A 12,422-nucleotide genomic window follows, 5' to 3' on the forward strand; every position below is an offset into this window, starting at 1 on the left:
TCAATCCGGCGCCGGCGGAGTTCGACGTGATGTTGGAGCACAGCGAACCAGGCCGGGAGAACTGCGAGGACGGTGCTCAGCAGCAGGACGTGAGTGCCCAGATGCGCGCAAAGCTGATCGTCGTTTCTGTCGCTGGTACGGAACCTCATGTCTAACAGAACGGTCCTTAGTAGACGTATGACCACTGGCTGCTGTCCCAGCCCAGCAGGTTGATTCCCACCTCCACAGTGGACAGAGAGGTGTTGGCGGCCAGCCGCCCGGACACTCACGACGGCACGCTGGAACGTCAGCTGGGGGTGACCGGGTACCGGTCGAGGAGTCGTTGGTGATCGCGTTTGATTGTGTCTACTTTGGTCATAGACAGTGGTTCAAGGAACCTTTGACCTCCTTGGACCACCGAGGTCACTCAGTGATCACCTTCCTCTCCCTCTCGTGCGCCGAAACCGAATGGGTACGGACCACCGGCCCGTCGTCCCTGCGCAGGCTCGACCACCGGTTCGACAGGTCGAAGGCCACCGTGGTCCCCGACGCGGTACGCGCAGCGGTAATTGCCACATTCGCCGGGTTCTGGCACCGCTGGCACGAACTCATCTTGCCCACACTGGTGGCCCACAGTGCCACGATCCACGCATACGCCGCTTATGCGATGTCGGTGGCCGGTTTCGATGCTGCCGGATTGGCAATACGGAGTCAGGGGCGGTGCCGGCGAGGTGCTGCCGGTTCACAGAGCCGGGATGGTGTGCATGTCCAAGGTCCAGGAACCACGCCCCGACGGTCACCGTGACCTGGTCGGCCAGCCGCACGAGGCCGAGGAAGGCCCGGTGGCCGAGGCGGAGGCGGAGGCGGCGCGGATCAGCTCACCGGAACGGCCGCGGGGCACGATGGGCAAGCCGTTCAACCGGCGGTCTCCGTTCCTGATCGGCCTGACCGCCGCCGCCGGGGTCGCGGTGACCTACGGCCTGGTGCTGATGGTGGTGGGTCTGCGGGACGTGCTGATCGTCATCGGGCTTGCCCTGTTCATCGCGATTGGGCTGGAACCGCTGGTGTCCTGGCTGGTGGTGCGGCGCTGGCCGCGCTGGCTGGCGGTCACGACGGTGTTCCTGGCCGCTTTCGGGTTGCTGGCGGGGTTTCTCGCGGCGGCGATCCCGGTGATCGTGGAGCAGGCGACTCAGCTCGTCCAGAAGGTGCCCACGTATGTGCAACAGGCTCAGGACCGCAGTTCGTGGTTGGGCCAGCTCAACGCGCGCCTGCACCTCCAGCAGGCGATCGAGCAGTCCATCAGCGGCGGCAGCAGCCTGGTGCAGGCCGGGCTGGCCGTGTTCGGTGTGCTCACCAATTTCGTGGTGCTCGTCGTGCTGTCCATCTACTTCGTGGCCGACCTGCCGCGCATCCGGGCCGCCGCCTACCGGCTGGTGCCGAACTCGCGGCGGCCGCGGGCGATCCTGATCGGTGACGAGATCTTCGTCAAGGTCGGCGGCTACGTGCTGGGCAACCTGCTGGTGTCGGCGATCGCCGGTGCGCTGTTCCTGACCTGGCTGCTGATCTTCGGGGTGCCGTACGCGGTGCTGTTGGCCATCACGGTGGCGGTGCTCGACCTGATCCCGGTCGTCGGCTCGGTGGTCGGCGGGATCCTGGTCAGCCTGGTGGCGTTGACGGTGTCACTGCCGGTGTGTCTCGCGACGGTGGGGTTCGTCATCCTGTACCGGTTCGCCGAGGACTACGTGCTCGTGCCGAAGATCATCGGGAGGGCGGTGAAGGTACCCGCGATCGTGACGGTGGTGGCTGTCCTGCTGGGCGGCGCGTTGCTCGGAGTCGTCGGCGCGCTCGTCGCGATCCCCGTCGCCGCCGCCGCTTTGTTGCTGACCCAGGAACTTCTCTTTCCTCGTCTCGACGCCATGTGAGCAGGGGCCGCGAAAAGCTCGACGGTGTGGCCAGAGTGGACAGACGTCACAGGGGAGGGACGACTGAAGAGTTGGTGCTCGATACGGAGTGACGTGTCCATTTGGTGTCAGGTGTTTTCTCGCCCGCGGAGGGGTATCTCCCTCGTCGTGTCAAACAGTCGGCGCTTGGCGTCGCGTATCGCGCCGATGGGGGATGCGCCGTCCGGATTCCGATTTCGATTTTGGCTGCTCAGGGTTGCGACTGGTAGCTGATCGCGCATCGACCCAGGAAGTGGACCTATCCGCGACGAACGGGACGTCCTCCTGTCGAGGACACCATCGTCGCGTTGATCGAACGGATGGCACGAGAGAACACCAGTTGGGGATATCGCAGGATCCAGGGCCAGCTGCTCAAGCTCGGTCATCGAGTAGCCGCCTCGACCATCCGGCGCGTACTCACACGTTTGCGGATCCTGCCAGCACCGCACCGGGACTCGGACACCTCCTCGCGGCAGTTCCTGCGCGCCCAGGCTACGACACTGTTGGCCTGCGATTCCTCCATGTCGACTGTGCGGTCACGCTCAAGCGCGTCTATGTGTTCTTCGTGCTCGAGGTCGCCACTCGCTACGTCCACATCCTCGGCACCACCACGCACCCGGACGGCCCATGGACCACTCAACAAGCCCGCAACCTCCTGATGGACCTGGATGATCAGGTTGACCGCTTTCGGTTCCTGATCCGTGATCGGGCCGGCCGGTTCACCGCCTCGTTCGATGCCGTCGTCGCCAGTGTCGGCATCGAGATCGTGAAGATTCCGCCGGGCTGTCCGAGAGCAAACTGCTATGCCGAGAGGTTCATCGGAACAGTGCGGCGTGAGGTCACCGACCGGCTACTGATCATCAATGAATGTCACCTGCGCACCGTGCTGGCGCGGTATGTCACACGCAAGTCCGCCGCCGACCAATCCTCGGCGGCTTGATCAACGAGTACGAACCCACAGCAGCTTAACGCGCAGGTCACGGCACAAAGCCGACTTCTGGAACCCCACAGCCTTGAGCCGACGACTCCCGCGTCGCGCTTCGCTCGGTGACGACTGTTTCGATCCTGTGACGCCGATCCTGCGCGAGGACGACTCACTCTTCGGGTGGAGGAGCCTTGGCCATTGCGAGGGCGAGTTGCATCTTGCTCAAGGTGGCGGTCGGCCCGGTATGAACGGTCATCCCTTCGCAGAGAACGGTGACGGTGTCACAGATCTGGTGTAGTTCGTCGGCTCGCCTGCTGGCGTACACCACGGACGTGCCGCTATAGCGCCACCACGCGATAAGGGCCAGGAGGGTCTCGAACTGGGCTGAATCCAGCGCGGCGGCCGGCTCATCCAGCATGACGATAGGTGCGTCGACATCGGCCGCGCGTGCGAGTGCGATCATCTGTCTGAGGCCTGGGTCCAGGGAACGCAACCGGCGGTCGGGGTCGATTGAGATTCCCAGCGACATCAGCAATCGAGATGCCTCGTTCTGCATTCGATGGGAATCGATGAATCCCAGTCCTGTCCGCCACTCGCGGCCGAGGTACAGATTGGCCGCTACGGACATGGAGTCGACCAGGTTGTCTTCCTGGTACACGGTGGTGATCCCGGCGGCCTGCGCGTCGCTGGGACATTCGAAATGGGCGGGCACACCCCGATGGAAGATCATGCCGCAGTCGGGTCGGTGCAGGCCCGCAAGTACCTTGATCAACGTCGACTTCCCGGCGCCCTTGCTACCGGCGATGCCGTGCACTTGACCGCGTTCAAGGAAGAAGTTCGCACCGCGCAAGGCGGTCACGTCGTTGAAACACTTCGTCACTGCCACGGCTTCGAGCACCGTGTACCTCCGGGTGAACGCAACCCCATCTCACCCCGCGAGTCCCCGTCGGCCGGCAGGTACCCGCTGGTGCCGGCGAGCAAACCCGGCTACCTGAAGATGGCTTACCAGCCCACGGACTCCGCAGTCAGGTTGGATGGCGCCCGGTCATGGGGTCAGCGCGATGGTGTCGGAGACGTCTTCGGGCGGTACCCACAGTGGAGCCGAGTCGTGTCGTTCGGGATGCAGCCAGCGACGCAGGCGGGCCACTTCGTGTGCGGTCCGGAGGAATTCCAGCACCGTGTCGGGCTGGTGGCCTTCGCGCCAGGCCAGCGACCACGGGTAGACGGGCTGCAATTCCTCGGGGTGGTGGATGGGGATGCCTTTGTCGGCGTATCTCTGTGCGTAGCTGTCGAACTCGAGCAGGTACGCCTGGTCGCGTGCGCGGGCGATTCCAGCGTGGCAGTTGTTGAACGTGCCGGGATTTCCCAGCCACCGCAACGACAGGCCGGTGTGCAGTTCCAGGGAACTGAGGTATTGGCCGTGCGCGTTGTAGAGCGCGGAGCCGGGCGGGTCGCCGAAGACCTCGATTTGCCGTTCGTGCAACGACACTGAGCGGCGGTCCGGGTCGTCTGGGCGGCCGACCAGCCAGAACGGTTCGAGCCGGAGCAGGGCATGCTGCCAGCCTGCCGGGTGGTCGGCCTTCATCCTGGCGGTGACGCGGATGATCGCGACGTCCAGCTGGTCGCCGAGCAGGGCCGCGAGTTGCCGGGTGCTGTCCATGGAGCTCTCGACCAGGTGCACCTCGGGGAACTTCGTCAGGTACGCGTCGGCGACGACGCGGCTGGTGTCCAGCTCGAAGACGTGCGCGATGCGGACCCGGTCGGTCATGGGTTCGCGCAGCATCTGCTCCGCGGTGGCCAGCAGGTGGCGGGCCTGGCGCAGGAAGCGTTCACCGCGTGGAGTGAGCGCGACATGGCGGCTGTCGCGAACCAGCAACTGGACCCCGATGTCGTCCTCCAGCTTGCGGATCTGCCTGGACAACGCCGGCTGGCTGATGAACAGCCGGGCCGCGGCGCGCCCGAAGTGCAGTTCGTCGGCCACGGCGACGAAGTACCGCACCAGCCTGAGGTCCAGATCCATGTGGCCTCCCGGGCGCGACGATAGTGCCGGCCGGGCCGGCGATGCCAGTTCGGTTATCGATCCGCCGGGATCGGTCTTGGACGCCCGGCTGTGATCCGTGTTGGCTGATCTCACGAGCCGGCGGCCCAACGGGAGGATCTGATGGCAGACGGACCAACACCGGTCGTGTTCATCCACGGTCTGTGGTTGCACGCGTCCAGCTGGCAGCCTTGGATCGATCATTTCCGGGCGGCGGGTTACGCGCCCATCGCGCCCGGCTGGCCGAACGAGCCCGAGACCGTCGAGCTGGCAAGACAGAATCCGGAGGCCGTGGCGGACACCAGCATCGACGACGCCACGGGACACTTCGCCTCGATCATCGCCGGGCTCGACCGCAGCCCGGTCATCATCGGCCATTCGTTCGGCGGCCTGATCACCGAGAAGCTGCTCGGCCAGGGCATCGGCGCGGCGGGTGTGGCGATCGATCCCGCGCAGATCAAAGGTGTGCTCCCGCTTCCGCTGGCGCAGTTGCGGGCGGGGCTGCCCGCACTGGGCAATCCGGCCAACCTGCACCGCGCGGTCTCGTTGACCGAGAAGGAGTTCCGCTTCGGTTTCGGCAACGCGCTGACCGAACAGGAATCGGCGGACATCTACCACCGGTGGACCATTCCCTCACCGGCACGGCCGCTGTTTCAGGCCGCGGCCGCGAACTTCGTGCTGCACTCCCAGGCGAAGGTCGACACGCACCGAGAAGACCGCGGGCCACTGCTGCTGATCTCCGGCACCGCCGACCACACGGTCCCCGACGTGGTCACCCGCTCGACGCTCAAGCAGTACCGGGACTCCGCCGCCGTCACGGAGCTCAAACAGTTCGAAGGCCGCGGTCACTCCCTCACCGTCGACAGCGGCTGGCGCGACATCGCCGACGCCGTGCTCGACTGGCTGCAGACCCACGGCATCTAAGGAATCCCATGGACCTCGGACTGGGCGGGAAGGTCGCCATCGTCACCGGTGCCAGCAAGGGAATCGGGCTGGCCATCGCCAGCGCGCTCGTCGCCGAGGGCGCTTACGTGGTGGCCGGCGCGCGCGGCACCAGCCCGCAGCTGGACGCGCTCACTCAGGATGGGAAGGCGCAGGCGCTGTTCGTCGACCTGGCCACCGCCGAAGGCCCGGGCCAGCTTGTCAACGCGGCCCTCACCGAGCACGGACGGGTCGACATCCTGATCAACAACGTCGGTGCCGTGTCGACGAGACCGGGCGGTTTCCTGCTGGTCACCGACGAACAGTGGGCTCACTCGATCAACCTCAACCTGATGGCGGCGGTGCGAACCACGCGAGCCGTCCTGCCCGCGATGCTGACCGCCGGTGGTGGCAGCATCGTGAACATCGCCTCCATCAACGCGAACCTGCCTGATCCGATGGTCATCGACTACGGCGCGGCCAAGGCCGCTCTGGTCAACGTGACCAAGGCGCTGTCCAAGGAGTTCGGGGCACACGGCATCCGCGTCAACTCGGTCAGCGCGGGCCCGGTCGCGACGGACTTGTGGCTCGGCACCGACGGAGTCGCCGCCACGATCGCCGCCGCCTCCGGCGCCAACGCCGCATCTGTCGCCGACGCCGCCGCCTCGCACGCCGTCACCGGCCGCTTCACGAAACCCGGCGAAGTCGCGGACCTCGCCCTGTTTCTCGCGAGCGACCGCACAGCCGCCAACATCATCGGCGCGAACCTCACCATCGACGGCGGCTACACCACGGAAACCCACTGAACGACAGCCAACCTCCCGCGATGGTGTCCGGCGATATCGAGAGGGGGTACCGGCCGTGAACGGCTCCCCGGAAGTTGGACTGGGAATCCGGTTCCGTCTTTCGGGGAGTGGTGTTGTGCATCCGCATGTGGACGCGGAGACAGCGGTCGCGGAGGACCAGAACGCGCGCGGGGAGCGGGCAGGGGTCGCCGCCCGACGTGGGTTCGCCGGTGACCGTGGCAAGGGACGGCGGCGATCTCGGCGAGTGTGGCGCGAACATGACACGGATGGGCAAGTGCAGGTGTTGTTCTGTGGGTGGCGGGACTTACCGGTGACGTTGACAAGCCGTGATAGCCATGTGGCTATGGACTGTGATGTGTATTGGTATTGGACCGTTCTGTCGCGGTGGTGGTCAGATGGTCCAAATCTTGTCGTTCTCGGGGAGTTGGATTGCAACCGCCTTCTGGGTCCAGTGTGGACAAATCGTTGATCCTTGGTCGTCGGGGCGTGCTGCGCAGCGCGCTGGTGGGCGGCACTGCTGTAGCGACTGGTGTGGGAGGTGCGTCGGCTTGGGCACGCTCAAGCCCTGGGGAGGTTCGGCGGAGGCCGCGCGGCTCGGCGGGGGTTCGATTGCGGTGGTTGGGGGTGGCCGGGTGGCAGTTGGCGTTCGATGAGCATGTGTTGTGGTTCGATCCGTATCTGAGCCGGTTCGACTCCACGGCCGATGGCGGCGCGTTGCGGGTGCGGCCGGATGTGATCGAGGACCTGATTGCCTCCCAACGGATCCTGGGCCCGCCCGAGGTGATCATGATCAGTCATGGGCACTTCGACCATCTCAACGATGTGCCGTATCTGCTCGGCCGTCAGGGCTGGGCGGTTAGGACGATGTTGCCTATGGGCACGGAGACACACCGGCACCTGCTGGGCGCGATGGGGTATCGCGGCCCGGTCGTCGAGGTTCGGGGTGGCGAGCAGCTCAGTTTTGCTGGTGGCGCGTACACGATTCGGGTGATCCCGAGTTTGCACAGTCAAGGAAAGGACTACGGCTACTCGTTTCCGGGTACGTTGACCGCGCAGCCGGATCCGCCGGCCACGATCCGGGATCTGCCGGAGGGCGGTACGTTGGCCTACCTGGTGACGATTCGGGATCGGCTGTCCGTGCTTTTGTTCGGCGGCACCAACTTCGTGGAACGCGAGCTGGCCGGTCTGCGCCCGGACGTGGTGGCGGTCTGCATGACGTTTCACAATGCCGTCGACCGTTACCTCGAGCGGCTGCTCACCGTTTTGGGTGGCCCCGCCTATGTGCTGCCCAGCCATCACGACGACATGGTGACCGGATTCGACGATCCTCGCCTGCCCGGCACCGTTCACGCGTCCGCGATCAGCGAACTGAAGGAGGCTGTGCGCTCGCTGGGGCTGCGGACCGAGGTGATCGCTCCCGCACACCTGACCGACGTTGAGTTCTGACCGGACGGACCAGGCGCCTGGCCGGGGTCGTGTCATCGTCAGGTCGTGGCCTGGCTGGGTGGTCGCCGCGGCGACCGTGACGCAACTCGCGGTCGGTGTCGGGTTCTCCGCCGTACTCGCCTATTTCGCGTTGTACTTGCGCGGCGGTCTTGGGTTGACCGCATTCATGGTGAGTGTGGTGGTGGGGCTGCGGACCTTCGTGCAGCTCGTCTGTTACGCGCCCGCTGGCCGGCTGACAGACCGGCTGGGCGGAGTACGGGCCGCTGCGTTGGCGTGTATCACGCGAGGAATGGGGTTCGCACTGCTCGCGGCCACCGACCAGGTGCCGGCATTGGTCACGGCCGCGGTCCTGGTCGGTGTCGGCGGTTCGCTGTACACACCTGCGGGGCAGACGCTGCTGGCGGCGTTACCGGGCGAGTGGCCACGGCGTGGGTACGCCTGGTACATCGCGGCCGGGCAGGCCGCTGCCGCGGCAGGACCGCTGATGGGATTGGCCCTGCTCGCCGACAGCGTGCCGCGCACCGGATTCACGAGCATCGCCGCGCTCGCAGCGGTCCTGTGGTTCGGCGGTGGACTGGTGTTCTTGGTGCTGTCGCCCGGCTTCGTGCTCACCAGCCGGCCCACGCACTCGTACAAGATGGCAATCGTCCTGCGAGACAAGGAACTGCTCCGCCTGGTAGGCGCGGTCTGGCCGATCACCCTGCTGATCACACAGGCAACGATCGTCGTCCCACAGGTCGTGGTTGAGCAGTGGCTGGTCGCTGCCTTCGCGGTCACTGGCGCGGCGGTGGCGATGGTCGCTCAGTTGCCACGGTTGCGGGCACTGGCCGACGAGCACGGTCTGGTGGCCGGGTTCGCGGCGTTCGCCGCCGCCTACCTGCTCGTCGCGTGGGCGACACCGGGGCCGGCGCAGATCGTGCTCGCGGGCGCATTGTCCGGCTGGGCACAAGGAATGCTGCTGCCGGCGGTGTTCGCCAGGCTGATCCGCCTCGCCCCGTCCGGAGCCGTCGGGGCGTATGCGGGAGTGCTCCATACCCTCACCGGCGCGATCGCGTTCCTCGCCGGACTGGCCATCGGGATCGCGCTCGACGCTGGTCCGGCAGGGCGGACTGGCGCCGTACTTGGATTGGCCGTGTGTGCCGCATTGGCCGTGCGGCGGGCGTAGCGCGGATACCCTCGCCCTGTGGATCTGGTCTGGCACCTGCGGTGCTTTCTGGTTCTGGTCGACGAGCTGCATTTCGGTCGCGCCGCGACCAGACTGCACATGGCTCAGCCGTCGCTGAGTCAACGCATTCGCCGGCTGGAACAGCAATACGGCGTGCAGCTGTTCGACCGGTCCGCCGGTCGCGTGCGCCTGACGGCAGCCGGTGAGGTACTGGCCGGTGAAGCACGTGACATCGTCGCCCGAGTTGACACGGCCGCCGTGCTGGTGCGAGGTGTCGGCACGGGGCACACCGGCGAGCTGCACGCCGGGATCCCGCCTGAAACCCCCAGCCGAGTGCTGGCGGCTCTGATCGCAAGTTTCGCGGAGCACGCTCCCCACGTCCGACTCGATCTGCGCGCGGCCACCACCGCGGAGCAACTGTCGCTCCTGCAGCACGGTGATCTCGATGTCGGCGTCCTGCAGCACCCCGTAGATGCCGACGGCCTGATCTGGGGGCCAGTGCTGTCGCTGCCGCAGGGAGTCGTGCTGCCGCGTCGATCGCCGCTCGCCGACCGGGGCGAGGTGATGCTGGCCGACCTGGCCGGTCACGAGCTGGTGCTGTTCCCGCGGGACGCGGCACCAGGACTGTACGATCACACCCTTGCCACCTGCCGGCTGCATGGGTTCCGCCCCACCGAAGTTCGACACGCGGCCAGCATGGAGCTGATGCTGGGACTGGTCGCAAGTGGACAGACCGTCGCCTTCGACCAAGGCGCGGTCGCGCAGAAGGAACCCCGGGTGATCTGGCGGCCGTTGTCCGGCCGGCCGCTGGTCTGGCAGGTCTCCACAGCGTGGCCACGCCGCACCCCGCACCAAGCCGCTCAACGGTTCGCCGACGTGGTGGCCCGCGTTCTCACCACCGCTGAGCCCGTACCCACCGAGGCGGAGCAGACCGGTACACCGCGGCCGTGGACGGTCGTGTTCGCTCAACGGCCGCCGGAAACACCACTACCCGGAATATAGGAAGTCCACCGCCCGTCGCGCGACGCGTCCGATCGCCGCATCGACGTCCGGTCGTCGCATGCCCCAGCCGCCACAAGTGAACACCGCGATGGCATAACGGCGGCCATCAGGACACACGGCCACGCCAACCTCGTTGCGCACATCGATCACCGAACCTGATTTGGCGGCAACGACAACGTCCGCGTCGAACGCAGCCGCCAAACGGTGACCACACGCCTGGCGCGCCATCAGCTCACGCACCCGCCGGCAGGCCGCGGCTGGACCGGCCTCGTCGCGCCAGATCAGCGACAACAGCCGAGTCATGTCCCGCGGCGTGCTCGCGTTCGTGCGCATGGGATCCAGCACGGCCAGACGAGCCAGGCGCTCGGGCCCCAACGCCGGGAACACCTCGGCGAACCGGGCCGCATCGACAGCACCGACATCGGCGTACATCGACTCGATCAACTGCCGCGGTCCACCGACGATCCGGGTGGCCGTCAGACCTAACTGGACAGCAAGGTCCCGCACCGTGTCCACGCCGATCCGATGCAGCAACATATCGGCCGCGGTGTTGTCACTCAGCGACATGGCGAACGCGGCGAGGTCCCGCCAACTGATGTCCACATCGTCCAGACACCCCGCGGTACCGGCACCACCCAGCCGGTCCACAGCCCGCACCCGCACCCGCTCGGCCGGATCGCACTGACCTGCCGCTACCTGCCGGGCAAACTCTGTCACCAGCAACACTTTGACCACCGACGCCAGAACGACTGGCTCATCGGCACCGACCATCACCTGTGCCTCGCCGTCGACCTCGCGGACATGCACACATCCGCGCACGCCAACCGCCGAGAAGTCCGCGACGATCGCATCAGTGCAATCCATCCCAGCCCACCCCCCGAGCTATCGCACAAGACATGGCGCCACGAGTTCATGCCGCGCCGACCCAGATCCAGGAAGCACAGATGCTTCACATCAGGGCAAAACAATACCTGCTCGTGAGCTCCTGCCGGTGGAGGGCACCCAGGGCCCAAGGCGTCATCAGCCTCGACGAGCCCGCGAACTCCTGGGAGTGCTGAAGATGGTCGCAACGATCCATTGTGGACTTGAGCGATATCTGGCTTGTGCCAGGAGTCAATGAGGTCGCGTTGCAGCGTTCCCGGCAGACGCGGGCAATCACGTCCAGGTCACAGAGGACACTTGGCCAGGCATCGCCGGGACTCCGGCTGTCATCGTTAGTCGGCGCGCGGGCTCAGGTGCCGATTGGTTCGACCGGCAGTACCCGGTCGGCTTTCCCGGCTGTGCAGGCGTCCCGGTTCGCGTACACAGACAGGGCTGTTTCGTGCAGCACGACCCGAGGCGTCTCCCAGTTCTCGGTGGACCGGGGCACCAGCAGTTGCGAGGACGCGTGGTGGGCGTCGAAGATCAGCAGTGAGACGATCTTGGTGACCAGTTCGCCCGGGCCGTAGACCTGTTCCGGGTGGCCGGCCGGACCTTCGGCGGACACCACGAAGAACCGGTCGCCCACCCAGTAGCCCCACGACTCGATCGTGACATCGGCGTGGACCTGGTTCCCGTTGACCCACAGTCCTGGCGGGTTGTTCCCGGTACGCCAGAACACCGCACGGTGCCGGTCATCGTCGCTGAAGAAGACCCGGAGACCTACGTCGCGCCAGTAGCCGTGGAATGTGCCGCACGCGCCCGGGACCGGGCCACGTTCCCGATCCGCGCCACGCATGTCCGCGCGCGGATCCTGACCGCAGACCGCGGGTTGCGGGCATGCCCGGTCGACGCGCCTCGCGCAGCCCAGCCCCGCGGCCGCGCAGTCTCGTCGCGACGCCCGGCACAGCAGGTCGACCACGTGGTCCCTGAAAGCTTCCTCGCCCACGAGCCCCACATACCCGTCCGCCTCGTACCACCAAGTGAACAACTCGACGCCCACGGGCGAACGTCGCAGCCAGGGCTGCCACGCAGTGCTGTGGAGGTCCCATCGCTGTCTTGTCGCTCGTCCTGCGGCGGCACGACGCTTGTTCCTGGCCCGCCACCATGCCATCGCTCGACTCCTCCGCGACACGCGAACCCCTGGTGGATCAACGGACGATCTGGTGACTCACCCTATCCACCCTGTGCCTGGGTGGAGTGGCGATTCGATCCGGTGTGCGGCACGATCCTCTCGGCCAAGACGACCGAGCGGCGGTTCACCGGTTACCTCGCACAATCA

The 12,422-nt window shown here is 66.5% G+C and carries 11 protein-coding genes; 7 read left to right on the forward strand and 4 right to left on the reverse strand.

The features are described from left to right. The first annotated feature begins 743 nt into the window (after positions 1-743). Both AB0J95_RS31475 and AB0J95_RS31480 read left to right on the forward strand, forming a co-directional pair. On the forward strand, positions 744-1,901 hold the full coding sequence (locus AB0J95_RS31475; RefSeq protein ID WP_364765852.1) for an AI-2E family transporter: 1,158 nt from the start codon (positions 744-746) through the stop codon (positions 1,899-1,901). Positions 1,902-2,475: 574 nt separating this feature from the next. Beyond that, positions 2,476-2,859 carry an integrase core domain-containing protein gene (locus tag AB0J95_RS31480; protein WP_364765855.1) on the forward strand — a complete coding sequence of 128 codons (384 nt, stop codon included), beginning with the start codon at positions 2,476-2,478 and terminating at the stop codon, positions 2,857-2,859. A gap of 154 nt (positions 2,860-3,013) precedes the next feature. On the opposite strand, the gene AB0J95_RS31485 is transcribed toward AB0J95_RS31480, so the two are convergent. Both AB0J95_RS31485 and AB0J95_RS31490 read right to left on the reverse strand, forming a co-directional pair. Continuing rightward, positions 3,014-3,742, reverse strand: coding sequence for an ATP-binding cassette domain-containing protein (locus AB0J95_RS31485; protein WP_364765858.1), 729 nt, complete (start codon positions 3,740-3,742; stop codon positions 3,014-3,016). A gap of 147 nt (positions 3,743-3,889) precedes the next feature. Further along, the gene (locus AB0J95_RS31490; protein WP_364765861.1) at positions 3,890-4,864 is read right to left on the reverse strand and encodes a LysR family transcriptional regulator; all 975 of its coding nucleotides are present in this window, start codon (positions 4,862-4,864) and stop codon (positions 3,890-3,892) included. A gap of 141 nt (positions 4,865-5,005) precedes the next feature. Here AB0J95_RS31490 and AB0J95_RS31495 point away from each other — a divergent pair, with 141 nt between their 5' ends. From AB0J95_RS31495 to AB0J95_RS31515, 5 genes are all read left to right on the forward strand, one after another. Then, complete coding sequence (locus AB0J95_RS31495; protein ID WP_364765864.1) at positions 5,006-5,806, forward strand: alpha/beta fold hydrolase; 801 nt, start codon at positions 5,006-5,008, stop codon at positions 5,804-5,806. An 8-nt stretch (positions 5,807-5,814) separates the two neighbouring features. Further along, positions 5,815-6,609, forward strand: a complete 795-nt coding sequence (locus AB0J95_RS31500; RefSeq protein WP_364765867.1) for an SDR family oxidoreductase — start codon at positions 5,815-5,817, stop codon at positions 6,607-6,609. Between the two features lie 624 nt (positions 6,610-7,233). Beyond that, entirely contained in the window at positions 7,234-8,055 is an 822-nt protein-coding gene (locus AB0J95_RS31505) for an MBL fold metallo-hydrolase (protein WP_364765870.1), read from the forward strand. Positions 8,056-8,113: 58 nt separating this feature from the next. Next, positions 8,114-9,220 (forward strand): MFS transporter, encoded by a 1,107-nt coding sequence (locus AB0J95_RS31510; RefSeq protein WP_364765873.1) that lies wholly within the window; start codon positions 8,114-8,116, stop codon positions 9,218-9,220. Between the two features lie 18 nt (positions 9,221-9,238). After that, positions 9,239-10,222 (forward strand): LysR substrate-binding domain-containing protein, encoded by a 984-nt coding sequence (locus AB0J95_RS31515; protein ID WP_364765876.1) that lies wholly within the window; start codon positions 9,239-9,241, stop codon positions 10,220-10,222. Here the strand turns inward: AB0J95_RS31515 and AB0J95_RS31520 are convergent. Together AB0J95_RS31520 and AB0J95_RS31525 are read right to left on the reverse strand one after the other, a co-directional pair. Beyond that, complete coding sequence (locus AB0J95_RS31520; RefSeq protein WP_364765879.1) at positions 10,208-11,086, reverse strand: serine hydrolase; 879 nt, start codon at positions 11,084-11,086, stop codon at positions 10,208-10,210. The genes AB0J95_RS31515 and AB0J95_RS31520 overlap by 15 nt on opposite strands. 367 nt (positions 11,087-11,453) lie before the next feature. Continuing rightward, positions 11,454-12,143, reverse strand: coding sequence for a hypothetical protein (locus AB0J95_RS31525; protein ID WP_364765882.1), 690 nt, complete (start codon positions 12,141-12,143; stop codon positions 11,454-11,456). Between the last annotated feature and the right edge of the window lie 279 nt (positions 12,144-12,422).

The organism is Actinocrispum sp. NPDC049592, assembly GCF_040675465.1.
Taxonomy (GTDB): domain Bacteria; phylum Actinomycetota; class Actinomycetes; order Mycobacteriales; family Pseudonocardiaceae; genus Kibdelosporangium.